Below are 20,008 nucleotides of genomic sequence, written 5' to 3' on the forward strand. Positions count from 1 at the left end.
GGCGCTGCCCCCGGACCCCCGCGCCACTCGTCGTCAGGCGCCGGACGGGCCGGATGTCACCGGCCCGTCCGTGGCGCGGGCCAGACGGCTGCTCAACTCTCTTAGATAGTCCGCCAGTTCCACCGGCCCGTGCACCGTGAACTCGCAGTCCACCAGCGCGAGCCGCAGCGCCAGCCACTCCACCGAGTCGGTCGCCGTCGCGCGCAGCCGGCAGGTCCCGTCGGGCTGCGCCTCGGGCGCGCCCAGCGCCGAGGGCAGCCGCGCCACCACGAAGTCCGCCGGCGCTTCGAACGTCACGTCGATGTCGTACGAGGGCCTGCCGCGCCCCGACATGGACCGCCGCAGATACTCCGCCGCGTCCCCCGTCGGCAGCTCCCGCGGAACGAATCGCGCACCCGTGGCGAACGGCTCCTCGACCCGGTCCACACGGAAGGTGCGCCAGTCGTCCCGGTCGATGTCGTACGCCACCAGATACCAGCGCCGCCCCGTGGACACCATCCGGTACGGCTCCGTCAGACGGCGTGACTCCGTGCCGTCGCCCGAGCGGTAGCGGAACCGCAGCCGCTCCTGCCCCGCCGTCGCCGACGCGAGGACCGTGAGCGTCTCCGTCGCGATGGACGCGCCGTCCCCGCCGGTCAGCGGCATCGTGGCGGCCTGGAGCGTGGAGACCCGGTGCCGCAGACGCGAGGGCAGCACCTGTTCCAGCTTGGCGAGGGCCCGTACGGACGCCTCCTCCACGCCCTCGACGGCGTGCCCCGCCCCGGCCCGCAGGCCGACCGCGATCGCCACCGCCTCCTCGTCGTCCAGGACCAGCGGGGGCAGCGCCTTGCCCGCGACCAGCCGGTAGCCGCCCTCCGCGCCCATCGACGCCTGCACCGGATAGCCGAGATCACGCAGCCGGTCCACGTCCCGGCGCACCGTGCGCCGGGAGACGCTCAGGCGCGCGGCGAGCTCGCCGCCGGGCCACTCGCGCGGGGTCTGAAGCAGGGAGAGCAGTTGAAGCAGCCGGGCCGGGGTGTCGGTGGTCATGGTGCGTCCCCTCTCGTTCGCGTCCCGTTGTCGTGTCCGTCCCGCTCGCGGCGCCCTCGCTCGTGACTTTCGCGGCGCATTCGTTATCGGGAGATTCCAGGGTGCGCGCCATGTAGGACATGGTGTGACCTACATGCCTCCTAGTCTCCTCGTATGACTTCACCCGTGACCACCCCCGACAGGCGACGTTGGTTCGCCCTGGCCATCGTGATGACCGCCGCCTTCATGGACCTGGTCGACGTCACGATCGTCAACATCGCGATCCCGTCCATCCAGCGCGACGCGGGCGCCACCGTGAGCCAGATCCAGTGGATCACCGCCGGATACGCGCTGGCGTTCGCCGCGGGCCTGATCACCGGCGGGCGGCTCGGTGACATCTACGGCCGCAAGCGGCTCTTCCTGGTAGGGATCGCCGGCTTCACGCTCGCCTCGGCGCTCTGCGGCTTCGCCGCGAACCCCGAGATGCTGGTCGCCTCGCGCATCCTCCAGGGCGGCATGGCCGCGATGATGGTGCCCCAGGTCCTGTCGATCGTGCACGCCACGTTCCCCGCGGAGGAGCGCGGCAAGGTCTTCGGCCTCTTCGGCATGATCGTCGGCCTGGGCGCGGTCTCCGGCCCGCTGCTCGGCGCGCTGCTCACCGAGTGGAATCTGTTCGGTCTCGAATGGCGCCCGATCTTCCTGATCAACCTGCCGGTCGGCATCGCCGGACTGCTCCTCGGCCGCAGGTTCATCAGCGAGTCCAAGGCGCCCCGCGCCCTCAAGCTCGACCTCGTCGGCGTCGTGCTGGTCACGCTCGGCCTGCTCATGCTGATCTATCCGCTGACGCGTGGCCGCGAGCTGGGCTGGCCCGTGTGGGGCCACGTCGTGATGGGCTCCAGCGTCCTCGTCTTCGGCGCGCTCGTCGTGTACGAGAAGTACAAGACGCGGCGCGACGGTTCGCCGCTGGTCGAGCTGTCCCTGTTCAAGGTGAAGAGCTTCGCCGCCGGTATCGCCGTGCAGGTCGTCTTCGGTGTCGCGCTCGGCGTGTTCTTCCTGGTGTGGACGATGTACATGCAGGTCGGCCTCGGGTGGACGGCGCTGCACGCGGGTCTGACCGGGGTGCCGTTCTCCATCGCCGTGTCGGCTGCGGCCGGGATCTCGGTGCAGAAGCTCGTGCCGAGGTTCGGGCGCAAGGTGCTCCAGACCGGCGCGCTGGCGATGATCGCCGGACTGCTGATCTACATCTGGGAGGCCGGGCGTTACGGCGCCGGGATCACGTCCTGGCAGATGGCGCTGCCGCTCGTCGTGATGGGCGTCGGCATGGGCCTCATCGTCGCCCCGCTGACCGACGCGGTGCTCTCCGACGTGCCGCGCGAGCACGCCGGTTCGGCGTCCGGGCTGATCAACACCACGCAGCAGATGGGTACGGCGCTCGGGCTCGGCCTGGTCTCCGTGGTGTTCTTCGGGACGATCGGCGACCACCTCGCGCCGACCGAGGTCGGGCAGGCGTTCACCGACGCGTTCAGCAACTCGCTGTGGTACGTCGTCGGCGTGCTCGCCGTGATCTTCCTGCTGATGTTCGCGCTGCCGGGGCGGCCCGCGCAGCACGTCGAAGGGGGCGCGCAGGAGGCGGACCCGGAGGCCGGACCGGTGGAGAAGGCGCCGGAACTGGTCTAGTTCCCGCGGGACTTCGAGTGGGCGGGCCCTCGCGCAATGGCGCGGGGGCCCGCCCACTCTCCGTTCCAGCTCGTTGTTCAGCCGGCCGTGCGGATCTCCGCGCGGTTCGCCTTCGTGTCCAGAGCCTGGAGCACCGCGCGCGGGTTGCCGCCCCGGACGACCGCCGAGCCGATGTCCTCGCGGATCGCGGCCCGCACGTCGGGCCAGGACGCCTGGTTCACCGGCTGGAACTCCGCCCGCGGCATCTGGTCGATGAACTTCCACAGCGGGCGCTGCGCCGGGTCGGAGCGCAGGGAGTCCGACGCGGACGCCGTCACGGGCAGCGCCGCCTGGCCGCCCCCGTACGTCCGGGCCGACTTACGGCTGTAGAGGTACGTCAGGAACTCGCCACACTCGGCCCTGCGGCCGTTCTGCTTGAACGCGAGCAGCCAGTCGCTCAGCCCGAGCGGTGCCGCCGCGCCCCCGTCCCGCTGCGGGAACGCCGCGTGCGCGTACGGGACCTTCGCCTCGTCGGCCGCGTTCATCAGGACCGGGTGGGCGATCATCATGCCGATCTGCCCGCGCAGGAACTGCTCGTACGCGGCCGTCCGGTCGAGGAGCTGGGGCGCGGCGCCGGCCAGGCCCTCGCCGACGAGGCGGTCGCGCAGCCAGGTCAGCGTCGCGATGTTGCTGCTGGTCGCGAAGTCGTAGCCGGTGACGCCCGCGTAGGTGCCACCGCCGGCCAGCAGCCAGGCGAGCGCCTCGTCCTCGGCGGCCTCGGGGCCGAGCTGGAGGCCGTAGGGCGTCGTCACGTCGATGGCCTTCAACGCCTTTGCCGCGGAGTGCAGTTCGTCCCACGAGCCGGGCGCGGAGATGCCCGCGCGCTCGAAGAGTGTCGTGTTGCAGAAGAGGCGCGGGGTGCTCGCCATGAACGGGATGCCGTACTGGACGTAGTGCGCCGTGCCCGCCTGGGCGAACGACTGCGTGAAGTCGGCCTGGGTGGGGATGTCGAAGAGCTCCGACACCGGGTAGAGCTTGCGCTGGTCGGCGAACGTCGCGAAGGCGTTGGACTGCGCGATGTCGGGCGCCTTGCCGTCCTTCACCCGCTGGGCGAGGGTCCGGTCCAGCTTGGCGAACGGGATCCGCTCGACATGCACCGTGACGTCCGGCTTCACCTTCTTGTACGCCTTGACGACCTGGTCCCACTGGTCTCCGATCGCGGAACCGACGCTCTGGTCGTAGCTCGCCACCATCAGGTCGAGGGAGGACTTCGACGAGCCGGAACCGCAGCCGCTGAGCCCGTAGGCCGCGGCGCCGGCGAGCCCGGCCGTCTGAAGAAGGAAACGTCGCCGCCGCACTGCTCTCGCCCACCCCTTGGTTGCACGCCAGATCGGTGGCAGATTCTGCCACATAGGCATACCATGACTTCATGCCAGGTAGCTCTACGACTGAGACGCTGACGGAACGACGCAAGGCCGCCACCCGCCTGGACATCGCCCGCACAGCGGCGGCGCTCTTCGTGGAGGACGGCCTGCGCGCCACCCGCGCCGAGGACATCGCCCGCGCCGCGGGGGTCGCCCCGCGCACCTTCTACCGCTACTTCGCGACCAAGGAAGAAGCGGTCGCCCCGCTCTTCGCCGCGGGAGCCCAGCAGTGGGCGGAGGCCGTGCGTGACGCCCCGGCTGCACTCTCCGTGCCCGAGGCGCTGCGGCACGCGGTCGCCCGGTCGCTCACCGCGGACGACGCGGCGAACGTGGAATCCCTGGAGTGGGTCAGGTCCCTGCTGCGCATGGCGGCGGAGAGCCCGGCGCTGCAAGCGGTGTGGGGCACCGCCTGCCACGCGTCGGAAGCCACGTTGCTGGCGGCCCTTGAGGAGCGGGTGGGGGGCGGGGGTGACACGGGGGTACCCCCGTCACTCGCCCTGCGCCTGGCCGCCGGGGTCGCCTGCACGGCCATTCGCGTAGGCGTGGAGACCTGGGCCACGAGCGACGCCCCGGCCGGCGGGGAGCTCGGGCCCGCGGCGCTCGCCGCGCGGTGCCTCGCGTCGCTCGGCGACTTCCCCTGGGCCCCGGCCTAGCCCCCGTCCGCGCCCGCATCCCCTGAACTCCCCTGTTCCACCCTCGACTTCTCCCTCGACTTCTTCTGGAGCACCCATGAACAACCTCACCGGCAAGACCGTCCTTGTCACCGGCGGAGCCCGCGGCATCGGCGCCGAGACAGCGCGCCGCGCCGTCGAGGCCGGTGCCAACGTCGTCGTCACCGACGTCCTGGAGGACGAGGGCAAGGCCCTCGCCGCGGGGCTCGGCGAGCGCGCCCGCTTCATGCGGCACGACGTGACGTCGGAGGAGGACTGGACGGCCGTCGCCGCGTTCGCCATCGCCGAGTTCGGCGGGATCGACGGCCTGGTCAACAACGCGGGCATCTCCACGGGCCAGCCCCTGGAGACGGAGACCGTCGAGCACTTCCGCAAGGTCCTCGACATCAACCTCACCGGCGTCTTCATCGGCATGAAGACGGCCATCAACGCGATGAAGGACAACGGCGGCGGCTCCATCGTCAACATCTCCTCCGCCGCCGGCCTCATGGGCCTCGCCCTCACCGGCTCCTACGGCGCCTCCAAGTGGGGCGTGCGCGGCCTGACCAAGCTCGCCGCGGTCGAGCAGGGTACGGCGAAGATCCGCGTCAACTCCGTGCATCCCGGCATGATCTACACCCCGATGACGGCCCAGCTCGGCATTCAGCAGGGCGACGGCGGCTACCCGAACACTCCGATGGGCCGCGTCGGCGAGGCGGACGAGATCGCCAAGGCGGCCGTGTTCCTGCTCTCGGACGACTCCTCGTACGTCACCGGCGCCGAGCTCGCCGTGGACGGCGGCTGGACCACGGGCCCGACGGTCAAGTACGTGATGGGTCAGTAGGGGCCGCAGGTGCCGCAGGCACGGTAGGTACCCCGAAGGGCCCGGTTCTCCGCGAGGAGGCCGGGCTCTTGTGCCTGTACGGCTACGGAGACGCTCGCCGACTCCGCCAAGTACGGGCACCGGCCCCGGCACCCCCGGCGTTTCGCCACTGGGTCGGCCGCCCGAACCGTGTTACTCGGGCCGAACGTCGTTCAGGCTGTTGACGATAGTCACGGACGGCGGATGTGCAGGCGCAGGCACCTGGATGAGCATCGGCACATAGACCATGTCGCCGTGCCTGAACTCGGCCTTCGCGGAAAACCGGTAGCAGGTGATCGCTTCCGGACTGCTGCGCGTCGCATAACACCGAAGTGTCGACTTCGTCGGTGCGGCCTGCGACTTCTGTGGCAGGGCACCTGACTCACTCGCTGATGCGCTCCATTCACCGAGCGCAAAACAGCAGGCGGCTGCGGCGACAATGCTGACACTCCGCAATGCTGCCTTCATCATCCTCATCACCCCGAAAGCCGTGAGTGAACTGAGTCGTTCTATCGTCGCACCCCGGCAAGAGACGCGCGAGGCGCTTCGGGTCCGTCGTGCGTGAGAGGCGGTCAAGGGCTTCGACTTGATTTTGGTTCCGCCGCATGGCGCTCCCGGAGACCAGCGGCGGCGGATGCCGAGAGTCACGGCATCCATCACGGATTGCGCGACCTTCAGTAATGATCTTCAGTGTGCACGCCGATCAGGACGGCTGGATGGCCGCTGGATAGAAGTGCGCATAGGTGACCTTTATTTCGTTGACCGCGCATTTACGTGCTGTCCCGACACCCCTTCGAGAGCATTATTTGGATTCCGTGGTCCCGCTGGCGGTTGCCGAGAGGGAAGAGGAGCCGAAGATGCCGGTTGCCCCCTGTAGTTCGGAACTGTCCGCTCATGCGAGATACGTCACGGTCCGGGGCCAAAGTCCGGGACCGTGGTGTTGACTGGGCCCATGCCTGAACACCTGTCGTACTTCCAGCAGATAGGCGTGGCGTTCCTCGCGGCCGCCACCGTGGTGTGGGTGGTGGGTCTCGTCCGGCTGGTGCGCCATGTGGGCTGGGGCGCCGAGCAGCCCCTCGCCTCGCTGCCGGTCCAGGGCGGTCCGCCCGCCCAGGAGTCCGTGCCGCTGACGCCGGACGAGCGCGACGCGTTCGCGGGCCTGGTACGACAGTTCAGCCGCCGTTAGTCGCCGGCCGCGGCCGGCGCTTGTAAAGCTAGCCGCAGCTGGGGCGGGAGCGGTCGGTGGCGCGGCGCTGCATCGCCGCGCGGGCCTCGTCCTGCGTGGCGTACACCTCGCACATGTGACGGCCGTCCGGCGTCGCCGTGTGCTCGATCTCCCAGAGACTGATCTCGCTGCCGTCGTGCAGCAGGAACGCGTGCTCGTACAGCGTGAAGCCGAGGCGCGGGCGGCCGAACGCCTGCGTGATCTGGTGCGCGTAGGCGGTGTGCAGGAGCCGGGCCGTGTCGGGTCCCGGGCGGTCCTCGTTCTCCGCGCGGCGCAGCAGGCGGCGGGCGTGGTCCGCCGAGCCGTCGGCCGCGTAACTGCGGCGCGGCTCGGGGATCGACGGGACCTGGAGCGGCAGCTCGAAGTCGGGGGCGGCCTCGCGGGGCAGCGGGAGGCGGTCCGTCGCCAGGTGGAGGTCCTCCTCCGACGTGTACACCTCGTGCTGGGTCCCCCGCCCGGGCATCGTGTTGTGGACGAGCTCCCACAGGGTGAGCGCGCTGCCGTCCGCGAGCAGCCACGTGTGCCGGTACGTCTCGCGGTGCAGGCCCGCGCTGTGGTGTGCGGAGTGCAGCGAACTGTCGTACGCGAGCGCGCAGTCGAGGCGGGCGAGGACCTCGTCGGGCAGCTCGAAGGAGTTCAGGGCCCGGCCCAGCAGGCGCCCGAGGTGCTCATCCGGCTGGTGCGTGCCGTCCGGCTGATGCGACTCGTGCGACTCGGGTGGCTCGTACGCTGCGGTGTCGTACGGAACGCTCAAGGCATCTCCCGGCGTTGCTACATGTCACCTTGTGGGTGCATACCGTAGCCCCTAGGTCGGACATCATGTCCTCGAAATCAGAAACGAACGGGCCGCGCGGGGAAGTTCCCGCGCGGCCCGTCCTGATGAGCCCGTCAGACGGTGCTGCCCGCCGTCCACTGGCTCCACGACATGTTCCAGCCGTTGAGGCCGTTGTCGGGCGCGATGGTGGTGTCGGGGGAGTGCTTGACGGTCACCACGTCGCCGACGAGCGAGTTGTCGTAGAACCACTTGGCGATCGTCGCGCCGCCCGCGCCCTGGACGTCCGCGAGGCCGATGCAGCCGTGGCTGGTGCCGGAGCGGCCGAAGGGCGGATTGCCCTTCGGGTACCAGTAGTTGCCGTGGATGAACGTGCCGGACGAGGACAGGCGCATCGCGTGCGGGACATCAGGGATGTCGTACTCGCCGCCGAAACCGACCGTCGACCCGTTCATCCGGGTCTGCACGAACTTCTCGGAGATCACCATCTGCCCGTTGTACGTGGTGTGCTGTGCGCTGCCGGCCGAGATCGGGATCGTCTTGATCGTCTTGCCGTCCCGTACGACCGTCATCGTCTGGGTGTTGACGTCGACCGTGGAGACCTGGGAGCGGCCCACGGTGAAGCTGACCGTCTTGTTCTGGACGCCCGTCACGCCGTTCGCGCCCTGCACGCCGTCCAGGTCGATCTTCATCGTGACCTTGGAACCGGCCTTCCAGTACTCCTCGGGGCGGAAGTCGAGCCGCTGCGCGCCGAACCAGTGGCCCACGATCTGCTGGCCGCTGCTGGAGGAGACCGTGATGTGCGACTGCACGGCCTTCTTGTTCGTGATCGCCTTGTCGAAGGTGAACGAGACCGGCATGCCGACGCCGACGGTGGTGCCGCCGTCCGGCGTGTACGTGCCGATGAAGCTGCCCGACGTGGTGACCGTGGTGAAGATCGAGTTGGCGGCTGCCGTACGGCCGTCGGAATCCTTGGCGGTGGCCGAGATGCGGTACTTCGTCCCGCGCTCGAGCTGTTCCTTGGGCTTCCACGTCGAACCGTTGGCGGTGAGGGAGCCCGGCACGGTCTTCCCGCTGTCGGGCTCCGTCATCTTCACGTCGGTGAGCTTGCCGGACTCGACCTTCACGCCCGTCGCGTTGATGGACGCCCCCGTCGAGCCGTCCTTGGCCGAGATCGTGATCTGCGCGGCGGACGAGCCCTTGGCCTTGGTGTCGCCGTTCTTGCCATCGGCGTTCTCCGCGTCGGCGCTGCCGCCGCAGGCGGTGAGTGCGAGCGCGCCGACGGCGACCGCGGCCGTCGCCACCAGGACCCGCCGCGCGGTACGCCTGCGGCCCTGCTCGGGCTGCCGGGGGTGCTGCTGGTGCGCGGCTGTGTCCGGGGTTGTCACGAGATACTCCATGATTCGTCAGTTACTCCAGTGCGTGTAGAGAGGGCGAACTGACCGTAAAGGTTCCTTCGGGAAGATGTGAACGGAGACACAGGTCACGCCAGGAACCGGACGGGCCGGGCGCTACGTGAATCCTGGGCTTCGTGAGTCATGAGTTCCGTGAGCCGCGTGCTCCGTGGGACGTGTGTTCCGTGTGCCTTGGCGCGCCCCCGGGTGGTGGGCGCCCGTGCCTCAACTCCCGTACAGATCCCCGTACGAGAGGAACGTCCCGCCCGGCCCCCGCACCGACTCCGCCGCGAGCACCGCCCGCACGATCGCCCGTGTCACCATGTCCGCGCCCGCCGCGAGGATGTCGTTCAGCGCTAGGGGGTTGGCCTCGTCGAGCGGGCGCGTACCGGTCGCGACGGCGAAGACGGTGTCCCCGTCGTTGAGGAGGTGCACCGGACGGACGGCGCGCGCGATGCCGTCGTGCGAGGTGCCCGCGAGCTTGTGCGCCTGGGAGCGGGTGAGCACCGCGTCCGTGGCGACGACGGCGAGCGTGGTGTTCATCGGCGGCGCCTGTCCGGCGGCCTCCTCCTTGGTCCGCGCGATCCGTTCCTGCGCCGCCGCGTGCGTCTCCGGCGAGGGGTACGGATACGGGTGCGAGTGCGGGTGGGGTCCGCCGTCCCGCGCGTCGGCCCGGTCCGGGGCGAAGAACCGCCCATAGAGCGCGCCCGTCGCCGGATCGACCGCGGAGCCCACCGCGTTGGCCACTACCAGCGCCGCGACCGTCACCCCCGAGTCGAGCACCGTGCTCGCCGTGCCCACGCCGCCCTTCAGCCCGCCGATCACCGCGCCCGTGCCCGCGCCCACCGAGCCCTCCGCGACAGGCGAGCCCGGCGCGGAGGCGGCCGCCGCCTCCACCGCCGCGCGGCCCGTCGCCGCGTCGGGCCTGGCCCGGAACTCCCCTCCGCGCCCCAGATCGAAGACGCACGCGGTGGGGACGACAGGCACCACCTCGCGCGGCCCGGCCCCCACACGTACGCCCCGGCCCTGCTCCTCCAGCCACGCCATGACACCCGACGCGGCGTCCAGGCCGTAGGCGCTGCCGCCCGTCAGGGTCACCGCGTCGATATACCGGACCACATTGCGCGGGTCGAGCGCGTCCGTCTCCTTCGTGCCCGGGCCGCCGCCTCGCACGTCCACAGCGGCGGTCATCCCGCCCTCGGGCGCGAGCACCACCGTCGTCCCGGTCAGCCAGCCGCCTTCGCCGGCGCGGGTGGCATGACCGACCCGCAGGCCGGAGACATCGGTCAGGGCATTGCGCGTGGGCGTCGTCATACGGCATGCGTATCACGCGAGTTGGGCCCGGGGACCGCCTCCGCGCACGCCCTGCGGGCGTGATGTTCACGCCCACGGCGACGGTGAGCGCGGCCACGATGCCCGCCGGCGATGTCCGCGAACTTCGCCGTGACCAGCTAACTGCGGTGCTTCGTGGGCTCCTACGGCCACGTCCATCGGCGTCTGCTGGTCGTTCTAGGTCCGCAAGGGCGCCGTATCCCCCAGCTGCCCCCACGACCCGAGCGGCCGACGACCCGAGCGGCCCGCTCCCCTGTACCTCCGTACCCCTGTACCCCTGTACCTCCGCACCTCCGCACCCCGCTCCTGACGCCCCGCCCCCCGACGGACGTACGCTGGGGGCATGAGCACCGCCCCCGACCCCGAACCGCGCGATCCGAAGAGCGCGCTGGTCTTCGACGATCCGCTGAGCACGCAGTCCTCGGACGACACGGACCAAGGGTGGGGCGAGCGGCCCACTCTCGGCAGCGACAGCGCCGCCGACCTGGCACGCTTCCTCGACGAGAAGCCGCCCCACCACCTCTGAGCCGCGGCTACTGCTCGCTGTGCCCAGAGCCGCGCTGCGCCACCAGGGCGTCGCGGATCTCCTTCAGGACCTCCAGCTCGGACAGCTCCACGACCTCCGCGGCGCCTTCCTTCGCGGCATCCCGGGCCGCCTTCCTGGCGAGGTACTTGGCCATCGGCAGCACCATCAGGAAGTACACGACCGCGGCCGTGATCAGGAACGTGAGGGTGGCGCTGAGTACCGAGCCCCACAGGATCTCGATGCCGTCGTCGCCCGGGCAGGTGCCCTTCAGGCACGACGTGTAGCCGTTCAGGTCCTTCGTGCCGAACGCGCCGACCAGTGGGTTGATGACGCCCTTCACGACGGAGTTCACGATGTTGGTGAACGCGGCTCCGATGACGACGGCGACCGCAAGGTCGATCACATTGCCGCGCATCAAGAAGGCCTTGAAGCCCTCCCACAGACTCGGCTTCTTCTTCTCGCTCACCAGAAGGCCTCTCTTCACTTGTGCAGGATGTGGAGCAAACAGCTCCGCAACCTACGACAGCGCCTGGCCGGCCTGTCCAATTCGCCAACTCGAACGAGGGACTTGACTTCGAAACCGTGCGGACCGGCCCGTCCGGGCACCCGAAATCGATCACCACAGGGTCACCGCCAGCCGCGAGGTGGCACCGGCCCCGGCGAGCCGCGCCGCCGTCTCTCGGGGCACGGACAGGACGACCAGAGCGCCGCCCTCCGCGGCAACTTCGCCGGCGGACTCCGCCGACTCCGCGGAATCCGGAACGGAACTGACCCGCGCCCCCGCCGCGACGACCCTGCCGCCCCGGCCCCCGGATTCCTGCCCGTCACCGGCTCCCGGCCCCGCCGCCACCACGTCGACCCGGTCACCGGGCCGCAGCAGCCGCACCGCCGCCGCGTCCGCGATCCGCACCGGCGCGGACACCGTCACGACCGACCGCCGCACCCGCTCCCGCCCGGAGCCCGAGATCTCGGAGCCTGAGGATCCCGCGCCTGAGGACCCGGAACCGGAGGACCCCGCCCCCGACGGCCCCGCGGCCACCAGCACCGCCGCCGTCACGGCGAGCCCCGCGGCGACCGCCCGCCGCCGGTGCCGGCCCGCACGCCGTGGCCGCCACCGCCCACCGCGCACCCGCAGCGGCGCGAAATGCGGGACCTCGCACGTCGGGGGAGTGCTGAACGGGGACATGGGCGACCACCACCTGGATCGAGAGGCATCGGAGAACATCGAGAAGCCTCGGAACGCGCAAGCTCGAAAGCTCGCCTCGCGCTCCACGATCCAGGCCCGCGCAGATTCCCGCTGAGCCCCGTGCACTACTCGCCGGTTGTGGACAACTCCCTCACCCGAAGGCGAAGTTCAGCACCGGCCAGCACCGGCCAGCACCGGCCAGCACCGGCCAGCACCGGCCAGCACCGGCCAACACCGTTCAGTACGCGGCTACGGCAGCACGATCCCCGGGTCCATCCCCCCGAGCGCCCTCACGCACAGGCAGTCCCGCTCGCCCTCTGTCGGCAGCCCCGCCACCGCGTCGAAGAGCACCGTCCGCAGCCGGTCCACATTGGCGGCGAAGACCTGGAGAACCTCGTGGTGCGACACGCCCTCGCCCGATTCGGCGCCCGCGTCGAGGTCGGTGACGAGGGTCAACGACGTGTAGCAGAGCTCGAGTTCACGCGCGAGCATCGCCTCGGGGTGCCCGGTCATGCCGACCACCGACCACCCCTGAGAGGCATGCCAGCGGGATTCGGCGCGGGTCGAGAACCGTGGCCCCTCGACGACCACGAGCGTCCCGCCGTCCACCGGCTCCCAGTCGCGGCCGCGCGCCGCCTTCACGGCGACCCGGCGCCCGGCCGGGCAGTACGGGTCGGCGGGCGACACATGCACCACGTTCGGCACGGTCCCGTCCGCCAGCGGCTCCCCGTCGAAGTACGTCTGCGCACGAGCCTTCGTCCGGTCCACGAACTGGTCCGGCACCAGAAGCGTCCCCGGTCCGAACTCGGGCCGAAGGCCGCCCACGGCGCAGGGGCCGAGGACCTGCCGGACGCCCACGGAGCGCAGGGCCCAGAGGTTGGCGCGGTAGTTGATGCGGTGCGGCGGCAGATGGTGGCCGCGGCCGTGGCGGGGCAGAAAGGCGACCTTGCGGCCCGCGATCCCGCCGAGGAACAGAGAGTCGCTCGGCGCTCCGTACGGGGTGTCGACCTGGACCTCGGTCACGTCGTCCAGGAACGAGTAGAAGCCGGAGCCGCCGATGACGCCGATCTCGGCCGTGACCCGTGTGTTCGCCGTGTTAGCCGTGCCCGGAACTGTATTCGCCATGTCCGGCACAGTATCCGCCCGGGAACGCCGAAAACCCCGTCGTCGGAGGACGACAGGGTTCCGTAAGAACTTGGCCGAAGCGGCCGAGCGGCCTTACGCGGCGGAAGAGCTCGAGGACGAGCTCGAAGAAGAAGACGAAGCGGAGGCCGAGGACGTCGACGTGGAGGACGACGACCCGGACGACTTGGAGTCCGAGGACGAAGACTTCGTGTCCGAGGCCGACTTCGCCGCCGACGACGCCGGCGAGCTGCTCGACGAGGAGCCGCGGCTGTCGTTGCGGTAGAAGCCCGATCCCTTGAAGACGATGCCGACCGCCGAGAACACCTTCTTGAGGCGTCCGTCACAGCTGGGGCACACGGTCAGGGCGTCATCGGTGAACTTCTGCACCGCCTCGAGGCCCTCGCCGCATTCGGTGCACTGGTACTGGTACGTCGGCACTTGCTTCCTCCTGGCACTCTCACTCGATGAGTGCTAACGACAATCCATAGTGACGTATTCCGCGAGATCAGTCCACTGACACGGGCACTCGGTGACCGACGCCACGCGCCACGGTCAGGCCTGTCGACGGCGGGACGAGCCGGGATCGCAGGGTCGCCAGGAGCAGCAGGGCGAGCACCGTGCCGCCCATCGGGACGAGGAATCCGGCGCCGTCCCAGAGGTGGTCCTCCAGCTGGCCGGCGACCGTGACGGCCGCTGCCTGGCCGAGCGCGACCGCGCCCGTGAGCCATGTGAAGGCCTCGGTGCGGGCGGTCGGGGGGACCAGCTTCTCGACGAGCGTGTACCCGGTGATCAGGGCCGGGGCGATGCACGTGCCCACCAGCAGGCCGATCCCGGCGAGCAGGAGAACGGACTGCGCGGCCCAGAGGCCGGAGGCGGTCACGGCGAGGGCGGTGTAGGCGAGCAGGAGGCGGCGCTGGGGCGCGATCTTCCAGGCGACGGCTCCGCAGACGATGCCGGAGAGCATGTTGCCCGCGGCGAACGTCCCGTACAGGACACCGTTCAGGCCCGGCTCGCCGATCGACTCGGTGAAGGCGGCCAGGGCGACCTGCATGCCGCCGAAGACGGAGCCGATGCCGAGGAACGCCACGATCAGGACGCGCACGCCGGGGACGCGGAGTGCGGAAACATGCTCCACGCGTGCGTGGACGTCGCCCGCGGACCGCGAGGGCCGGGGCTGCGTGCCGCGCTGCGCGGCGAACAGGAAGCCGCCCACGAGCGTCAGGGACGCCTCCGTGACGAGACCGGCGGCGGGGTGCACGCCGGTGCACAGAGCGGTCGCGAACAGCGGGCCGAGCACGAACGTGAACTCGTCCGTGACCGACTCGAAGGCGGCGGCCGTGGTCATCAGGGGCGAGCCCTGGAGCTTGACGCCCCAGCGGGCCCGCACCATGGGCCCGATCTGCGGCGTGGAGGCGCCGGTCGGGACCGCAGCGACGAACAGGGCCCACAGGGGGGCGTCGCTGAGCGCGAGCAGCGTCAGCAGGAGCACGGACGCCGTGTGCAGCAGGACGCCGGGCACGAGGACGGCGCGCTGCCCGAAGCGGTCGGCGAGCTTGCCCGTGAAGGGGGCGAACAGCGCCATGGAGACGCCGGTGGTGGCGGAGACGGCTCCGGCGGTGCCGTACGAGCCGGTGGTGTGCTGCACGAGCAGGACCGTCGAGATGGTGAGCATCGCGAACGGCTGCCGGGCGGCGAAGCCGGGGAGCAGGAACGTCCAGGCGCCGCGGGTGCGCAGCAGCTGCCCGTATCCGGGGCGCTTGTCGGTGACCGTGGCCGTGTAATTCTCTGGCACGGCCCTTGCCTTTCTGCCGCCTGGTAGCGCTGACCCGGTGGGGTGCGCCGAGAGCCGTCCTCATGCGCCGGGAACCGAGTGATACCGGGGTCCGCGCCAGGAGGGCCTGGGCCATGCAGGGTATGCAAGGGAACCGCGGCCGCTTTGCGGTCGCGCCGGCTCTACATCAGGCAGAGTCGGTGGAACTTCAAGTGTGTACCGACCATGCTAACGGTCGGACGGGCCGCTTTCTTCCGCGTAGCGGAACTTCATCCACCGGCAATCGGCCCGCCATCCACCCGCCGGCTCCCGCAAGGAGTCCCGGCTCCCGCAAGGAGCCCTGGCTTCTGCCCCGGCACCCAAGTTCCCGACCCGGCGTCCTCGCTCCCGCCCAGGCGCCCAAGTTCCCGACCCGGCGTCCTCGCTCCCGCCCAGGCGCCCAAGTTCCCGCCCGGAGTCCCGGCTCCCCGCCTACTGAGCCCGCCGTCCGCGCCCCGGGGCCCCGTTCCCCGAGAGCCATCCGGCGAGCTTGCCGCCCTGTGCCACGGCTCGCAGCCGGGCCTCGGCCTCGTCCCGCACCTGGTCCGTCGCCACCACGAGCAGTTCGTCGCCGTGCCGCAGGACGGTCGTCGGCAGCGGTACGAAGGACTGCTTCTCGCGCACGACGAGCGTGACGGCGGCGCCCGAGGGCATCCGCAGCTCGCTGACCTCGACGCCGTGCATCCGGGACTCCTCGGGGATGGTCACGGACAACAGATGTCCGCGCAGTCGCTCCAGGGGCGCCGATTCGATGCCGAGGTCGGCGGCGGACGCGGAGTCGCTGCCGAGCCGCAGCTTCCGGGCGAGCCAGGGCAGGGTCGGTCCCTGGATGAGCGTGTAGACGACTACGAGGACGAAGACGATGTTGAAGATCCGGGTGCTGTCCTCGACGCCGTTCACCATCGGGATGGTCGCCAGGATGATGGGCACCGCGCCGCGCAGTCCGGCCCAGGACATGAGGGCCTTCTCCTGCCAGGGCATCCGGAACGGCAGAAGGCTCAGGACGACACTGAGGGGGCGCGCCACCATCGTCAGGACGAGGCCGATGACGATCGCGGGCCATGCGTCGTCCACGAGGTCGTGCGGGGTGACGAGCAGGCCGAGCAGGACGAACATGCCGATCTGCGCGATCCAGCCGAGCCCTTCGGCGAAGCCGCGCGTGGCGGGCCAGTGCGGCAGTTTCGCGTTGCCGAGGACCATCGAGGCGAGGTAGACGGCGAGGAACCCGCTGCCGTGGGCCATGGCTCCGGCGGCGTACGCGGTGACGGCGATGGCCATGACGGCGATCGGGTAGAGGCCGGAGGCGGGCAGCGCGACGTGCCGCAGGCCGAAGGAGCCGAGCCAGCCCACCGCGATCCCGATCGCGGCGCCGATCGCGAGTTCGAGAGCGATCTCGCCGATGAGGGCGTACCAGTGCTCGACGGGTCCGGCCGTGGAGAAGGCCACCACCAGGATCACCACAGGGGCGTCGTTGAAGCCGGACTCGGCCTCCAGGACGCCCGTCACGCGGGACGGCAGCGGCACCTTGCGCAGCACGGAGAAGACGGCCGCGGCGTCCGTCGAGGACACCACCGCGCCGATGATGAGCGCCTGCCGCCACTCCAGGCCCACGACGTAGTGCGCCCCGGCGGCCGTCACGCCCACGCTGACGGCGACTCCGACCAGCGACAGCATGACGGCGGCCGGCAGCGCCGGTTCGATCTCTTTCCACTTCGTGCCGAGGCCGCCCTCGGCCAGGATCACGACGAGGGCCGCGTAGCCGATGACCTGCGTCAGCTCGGCGTTGCTGAACGACACGTTGCCGATGCCGTCCTGACCCATGGCCACCCCGATGCCGAGGTAGAGGAGCAGGCTCGGCAGACCGCTGCGCGAGGAGATGCGCACGGCGGCCACGGCGATCAGCAGGACCAGCGAACAGACGAGCAGGAGCTGGTTGAGGTGGTGGACAGTCAGGGGCTGTTTCCTTCCTCCGAAGGCCGTACGGGAGGGCCCGTACGGGTGTACGGGACGCCGCGGAACGACCAGGTACTTCATTACCTTACCTAATCGTTAACGCTTTCTTGACGCCGTCCAGGGTGACCTCGGGCGGTTTGGGGCCCCGGGTTCTTGACACCGCGTCCGAGGCCGCCGTGCCCTGCGCCTATGGTTGCTCCAGCGCTCCGTGACCCCACAGCCCGCCTGCAGCCCGCTCTGCCGCTCGCGAAGGACAGCAAGGACAGCGATGCCCTCGAACACCAACGCCTCTTCCGGCCATTCGTCCGGCAAGAAGAAGGGCCGCAGAGCCCGACTGATCGTGATCGTGCTGGTTCTGGCCATTGTCGCGGGCATCGGCTACGGCACGTACTGGAGCGTCAGTACCGTGCGTGCCTCCCTCCCGCAGACGAAGGGCTCGATCAAGCTCGACGGGCTCTCCGGTCCAGTGGACGTGAAACGGGACTCCTACGGGATCCCTCAGGTCTATGCCTCGTCCGACGAGGACCTGTTCATGGCCCAGGGCTATGTGCAGGCGCAGGACCGCTTCTGGGAGATGGACGTCCGCCGCCATATGACCTCCGGCCGGCTCTCGGAGATGTTCGGCAAGAGCCAGGTCAAGACCGATGAGTTCCTGCGGACGCTCGGCTGGCACCGGGTGGCGCAGAAGGAGTACGACTCCAAGCTCTCGCCCGAGACGAAGAAGTACCTCCAGGCGTACGCCAAGGGAGTCAACGCCTACCTCGCCGGCAAGGACGGCGCGGACATCTCCGTCGAGTACGCGGCGCTCGGGTTCACCAACGACTACGCGCCGCAGAAGTGGACGCCGGCCGACTCCGTGGCCTGGCTCAAGGCGATGGCGTGGGACCTGCGCGGCAACATGCAGGAAGAGATCGACCGCTCCCTGATGACGAGCCGCCTCGGCCCGCAGCAGATCGCGGACCTGTACCCGGACTACCCGTACGACCGGAACAAGGCGATCGTCCGGTCGGGCTCCTACGACAGCGCGACCGACTCCTACGGGGAGGGTTCCGGCGGGTCCGGAAATCAAACCGGCACGGGTACGGGTACGGGTACGAGCACCGGAACGGGTACCTCCACCGGCGCCGGTACCAGCACGGAAGGCGCCACCGGCACCGGTCTCGCCGGCAACACCGAGGCCCCCGACGGCCTCCAGAGTCAGCTGACCGGGCTCTCCGACGCCCTGGACCAGGTCCCCGCGGCCGTCGGCCCGAACGGCAACGGCATCGGCTCCAACTCGTGGGTGGTCTCCGGAGCGCACACCATCACCGGGAAGCCGCTGCTCGCCAACGACCCGCACCTGTCGCCGCAGCTCCCGTCGGTCTGGTACCAGATGGGCCTGCACTGCCGGAGCCTGTCTCCCTCGTGCCAGTACGACGTCACGGGCTACACGTTCGCCGGGATGCCCGGCGTGATCATCGGCCACAACCAGGACATCTCCTGGGGCATGACGAACCTCGGCGCCGACGTCACCGACCTGTACCTGGAGAAGCTGAACAGCGGCGGCGGGTACCAGTACGACGGCAAGACGGTCCCGTTCAAGACCCGCAAGGAGACCATCAAGGTCGCCGGCGGCGACGACAAGACCATCACCGTCCGCGAGACCAACAACGGTCCGCTGATCTCCGACCGGGACGACGAGCTGGTCAAGGTCGGCAAGAAGGCGAAGGTCGACGCGGCCGCCCCCGACCGGGGCGACGGCTACGGGGTCTCGCTGCGCTGGACCGCGCTGACCCCCGGCAAGTCCATGGACGCCGTGTTCGAGCTGGACAAGGCGAAGGACTGGACGCACTTCCGCAAGGCAGCCGCCGACTTCGAGGTGCCCTCGCAGAACCTGATCTACGCCGACACCAAGGGCAACATCGGCTACCAGGCGCCCGGCAAGATCCCGGTCCGCGGCAAGGGCGACGGCTCGCTGCCCGCCCCCGGCTGGGACGCCGCGTACCGCTGGAAGAGCTACATCCCGCAGTCCGCGCTGCCGTACGAGTACAACCCCAAACGCGGCTACATCGTGACCGCCAACCAGGCCGTCATCGACAAGGACAAGTACCCGTACCACCTCACCTCCGACTGGGGTTACGGCACGCGCAGCCAGCGCATCACCGATCTGATCGAGTCGAAGATCGCCGGCGGCGGCAAGATCTCCACCGACGACATGCGCACCATGCAGATGGACAACAGCAGCGAGATCGCCAAGCTGCTCGTGCCCAAGCTGCTCAAGATCGATGTCTCGGACAAGTACGTCCGTGAGGCGCAGAAGCTCCTGGAGAACTGGGACTACACCCAGAACCCGGACTCGGCCGCCGCCGCGTACTTCAACTCGGTCTGGCGCAACATCCTCAAGCTGTCCTTCGGCAACAAGCTCCCCAAGGAGCTGCGGGTCAAGGGCCAGTGCCTGAGCGTCGAGCCGGCCGGTGACACCGGCCCGGCGGACGAGGACCGCCGGGTGCGCGAGTGCGGCGAGCGCGACGCGGACTCGGCGCAGCCGGACGGCGGCGACCGCTGGTTCGAGGTCGTCCGCAAGATCATCAACGATGAGAACAACGACTGGTGGAAGGCCCCGGCCACCCGCACCGACGCCGAGACCAAGACCCGCGACCAGCTGTTCGCGCGGGCCATGGAGGACGCGCGCTGGGACGTCACGGCCAAGCTCGGCAAGGACATCGACACCTGGAGCTGGGGCCGGCTGCACCAGCTGAGCCTGAAGAACCAGACCCTCGGCACCGACGGGCCCGGCTGGCTCCAGTACGTGCTCAACCGCGGCCCGTGGAAGCTCGGCGGCGGCGAGGCGGCCGTGGACGCGACCGGCTGGAACGCGGCCGGCGGCTACGGCGTCATCTGGGTCCCGTCGATGCGCATGGTGGTCAACCTCGCGGACCTCGACAAGTCCAAGTGGATCAACCTCACCGGAGCCTCGGGGCACGCGTTCAGCGCGCACTACACCGACCAGACCGAGAAGTGGTCCAAGGGCGACCTCCTCCCGTGGGTCTCCTCGGAGAAGGCGGTCGTCGCGAACACGAAGGACACCCTGGTGCTGCGGCCGTGA

The 20,008-nt window shown here is 70.1% G+C and carries 18 protein-coding genes; 6 read left to right on the forward strand and 12 right to left on the reverse strand.

What is annotated here, in order from left to right; translation table 11 throughout:
* Positions 1-33: 33 nt before the first annotated feature.
* Positions 34-1,029, reverse strand: coding sequence for a helix-turn-helix transcriptional regulator (locus tag OG758_RS28270; protein ID WP_326712524.1), 996 nt, complete (start codon positions 1,027-1,029; stop codon positions 34-36).
* Positions 1,030-1,182: 153 nt separating this feature from the next.
* On the opposite strand from OG758_RS28270, the gene OG758_RS28275 reads away from it, so the two are divergent.
* Entirely contained in the window at positions 1,183-2,685 is a 1,503-nt protein-coding gene (locus OG758_RS28275; protein ID WP_326712525.1) for an MFS transporter, read from the forward strand.
* 77 nt (positions 2,686-2,762) lie between these two features.
* Here the strand turns inward: OG758_RS28275 and OG758_RS28280 are convergent, their stop codons facing one another.
* Positions 2,763-4,022, reverse strand: coding sequence for an ABC transporter substrate-binding protein (locus OG758_RS28280; RefSeq protein WP_326712526.1), 1,260 nt, complete (start codon positions 4,020-4,022; stop codon positions 2,763-2,765).
* A 71-nt stretch (positions 4,023-4,093) separates the two neighbouring features.
* Between OG758_RS28280 and OG758_RS28285 the strand changes: the two genes are divergently transcribed.
* Positions 4,094-4,741, forward strand: a complete 648-nt coding sequence (locus OG758_RS28285; RefSeq protein ID WP_326712527.1) for a TetR family transcriptional regulator — start codon at positions 4,094-4,096, stop codon at positions 4,739-4,741.
* A gap of 76 nt (positions 4,742-4,817) precedes the next feature.
* Entirely contained in the window at positions 4,818-5,582 is a 765-nt protein-coding gene (locus OG758_RS28290) for a glucose 1-dehydrogenase (RefSeq protein ID WP_326712528.1), read from the forward strand.
* A 171-nt stretch (positions 5,583-5,753) separates the two neighbouring features.
* On the opposite strand, the gene OG758_RS28295 is transcribed toward OG758_RS28290, so the two are convergent.
* On the reverse strand, positions 5,754-6,071 hold the full coding sequence (locus OG758_RS28295; protein WP_326712529.1) for a hypothetical protein: 318 nt from the start codon (positions 6,069-6,071) through the stop codon (positions 5,754-5,756).
* Between the two features lie 481 nt (positions 6,072-6,552).
* Here OG758_RS28295 and OG758_RS28300 point away from each other — a divergent pair, with 481 nt between their 5' ends.
* A complete protein-coding gene (locus OG758_RS28300) occupies positions 6,553-6,786 on the forward strand; it encodes a hypothetical protein (protein WP_326712530.1) in 234 nt (77 codons plus the stop codon).
* Between the two features lie 28 nt (positions 6,787-6,814).
* On the opposite strand, the gene OG758_RS28305 is transcribed toward OG758_RS28300, so the two are convergent.
* The 3 genes from OG758_RS28305 to OG758_RS28315 form a co-directional block, all read right to left on the reverse strand.
* Positions 6,815-7,579 carry a DUF6227 family protein gene (locus OG758_RS28305; protein WP_326712531.1) on the reverse strand — a complete coding sequence of 255 codons (765 nt, stop codon included), beginning with the start codon at positions 7,577-7,579 and terminating at the stop codon, positions 6,815-6,817.
* 134 nt (positions 7,580-7,713) lie between these two features.
* The gene (locus OG758_RS28310) at positions 7,714-8,997 is read right to left on the reverse strand and encodes a L,D-transpeptidase (RefSeq protein ID WP_442810353.1); all 1,284 of its coding nucleotides are present in this window, start codon (positions 8,995-8,997) and stop codon (positions 7,714-7,716) included.
* 219 nt (positions 8,998-9,216) lie between these two features.
* Complete coding sequence (locus OG758_RS28315; protein WP_326712533.1) at positions 9,217-10,305, reverse strand: P1 family peptidase; 1,089 nt, start codon at positions 10,303-10,305, stop codon at positions 9,217-9,219.
* A 361-nt stretch (positions 10,306-10,666) separates the two neighbouring features.
* Here OG758_RS28315 and OG758_RS28320 point away from each other — a divergent pair, with 361 nt between their 5' ends.
* Positions 10,667-10,849 carry a hypothetical protein gene (locus tag OG758_RS28320; RefSeq protein WP_326712534.1) on the forward strand — a complete coding sequence of 61 codons (183 nt, stop codon included), beginning with the start codon at positions 10,667-10,669 and terminating at the stop codon, positions 10,847-10,849.
* 7 nt (positions 10,850-10,856) lie between these two features.
* On the opposite strand, the gene mscL is transcribed toward OG758_RS28320, so the two are convergent.
* The 6 genes from mscL to OG758_RS28350 all read right to left on the reverse strand — a co-directional run bounded on the left by mscL (position 10,857) and on the right by OG758_RS28350 (position 17,004).
* Positions 10,857-11,315 (reverse strand): large conductance mechanosensitive channel protein MscL, encoded by a 459-nt coding sequence (gene mscL, locus OG758_RS28325; protein WP_326716060.1) that lies wholly within the window; start codon positions 11,313-11,315, stop codon positions 10,857-10,859.
* Between the two features lie 150 nt (positions 11,316-11,465).
* Positions 11,466-12,035, reverse strand: coding sequence for an RcpC/CpaB family pilus assembly protein (locus tag OG758_RS28330; RefSeq protein WP_326712535.1), 570 nt, complete (start codon positions 12,033-12,035; stop codon positions 11,466-11,468).
* 249 nt (positions 12,036-12,284) lie between these two features.
* A complete protein-coding gene (locus OG758_RS28335) occupies positions 12,285-13,160 on the reverse strand; it encodes an S-methyl-5'-thioadenosine phosphorylase (protein ID WP_326712536.1) in 876 nt (291 codons plus the stop codon).
* Between the two features lie 93 nt (positions 13,161-13,253).
* The gene (locus OG758_RS28340; RefSeq protein ID WP_326712537.1) at positions 13,254-13,598 is read right to left on the reverse strand and encodes an FmdB family zinc ribbon protein; all 345 of its coding nucleotides are present in this window, start codon (positions 13,596-13,598) and stop codon (positions 13,254-13,256) included.
* A gap of 67 nt (positions 13,599-13,665) precedes the next feature.
* Positions 13,666-14,952 carry an MFS transporter gene (locus OG758_RS28345; RefSeq protein ID WP_326712538.1) on the reverse strand — a complete coding sequence of 429 codons (1,287 nt, stop codon included), beginning with the start codon at positions 14,950-14,952 and terminating at the stop codon, positions 13,666-13,668.
* A gap of 450 nt (positions 14,953-15,402) precedes the next feature.
* Positions 15,403-17,004 (reverse strand): potassium/proton antiporter, encoded by a 1,602-nt coding sequence (locus OG758_RS28350; protein ID WP_326712539.1) that lies wholly within the window; start codon positions 17,002-17,004, stop codon positions 15,403-15,405.
* Between the two features lie 187 nt (positions 17,005-17,191).
* Here OG758_RS28350 and OG758_RS28355 point away from each other — a divergent pair, with 187 nt between their 5' ends.
* On the forward strand, positions 17,192-20,008 hold the full coding sequence (locus OG758_RS28355; RefSeq protein ID WP_326712540.1) for a penicillin acylase family protein: 2,817 nt from the start codon (positions 17,192-17,194) through the stop codon (positions 20,006-20,008).

The organism is Streptomyces sp. NBC_01474, assembly GCF_035918215.1.
Taxonomy (GTDB): Bacteria; Actinomycetota; Actinomycetes; order Streptomycetales; family Streptomycetaceae; genus Streptomyces; species Streptomyces aureus.

What these genes read in the sequence shown, in the direction of transcription:
- OG758_RS28270 (WP_326712524.1), bottom strand. Translation starts at nt 1,029, where the DNA reads ATGACCACCGACACCCCGGCCCGGCTGCTTCAACTGCTCTCCCTGCTT.
- OG758_RS28275 (WP_326712525.1), top strand. Translation starts at nt 1,183, where the DNA reads ATGACTTCACCCGTGACCACCCCCGACAGGCGACGTTGGTTCGCCCTG.
- OG758_RS28285 (WP_326712527.1), top strand. Translation starts at nt 4,094, where the DNA reads ATGCCAGGTAGCTCTACGACTGAGACGCTGACGGAACGACGCAAGGCC.
- OG758_RS28290 (WP_326712528.1), top strand. Translation starts at nt 4,818, where the DNA reads ATGAACAACCTCACCGGCAAGACCGTCCTTGTCACCGGCGGAGCCCGC.
- OG758_RS28295 (WP_326712529.1), bottom strand. Translation starts at nt 6,071, where the DNA reads ATGATGAAGGCAGCATTGCGGAGTGTCAGCATTGTCGCCGCAGCCGCC.
- OG758_RS28300 (WP_326712530.1), top strand. Translation starts at nt 6,553, where the DNA reads ATGCCTGAACACCTGTCGTACTTCCAGCAGATAGGCGTGGCGTTCCTC.
- OG758_RS28310 (WP_442810353.1), bottom strand. Translation starts at nt 8,997, where the DNA reads ATGGAGTATCTCGTGACAACCCCGGACACAGCCGCGCACCAGCAGCAC.
- OG758_RS28315 (WP_326712533.1), bottom strand. Translation starts at nt 10,305, where the DNA reads ATGACGACGCCCACGCGCAATGCCCTGACCGATGTCTCCGGCCTGCGG.
- OG758_RS28320 (WP_326712534.1), top strand. Translation starts at nt 10,667, where the DNA reads ATGAGCACCGCCCCCGACCCCGAACCGCGCGATCCGAAGAGCGCGCTG.
- OG758_RS28330 (WP_326712535.1), bottom strand. Translation starts at nt 12,035, where the DNA reads ATGTCCCCGTTCAGCACTCCCCCGACGTGCGAGGTCCCGCATTTCGCG.
- OG758_RS28335 (WP_326712536.1), bottom strand. Translation starts at nt 13,160, where the DNA reads ATGGCGAATACAGTTCCGGGCACGGCTAACACGGCGAACACACGGGTC.
- OG758_RS28350 (WP_326712539.1), bottom strand. Translation starts at nt 17,004, where the DNA reads ATGAAGTACCTGGTCGTTCCGCGGCGTCCCGTACACCCGTACGGGCCC.
- OG758_RS28355 (WP_326712540.1), top strand. Translation starts at nt 17,192, where the DNA reads ATGCCCTCGAACACCAACGCCTCTTCCGGCCATTCGTCCGGCAAGAAG.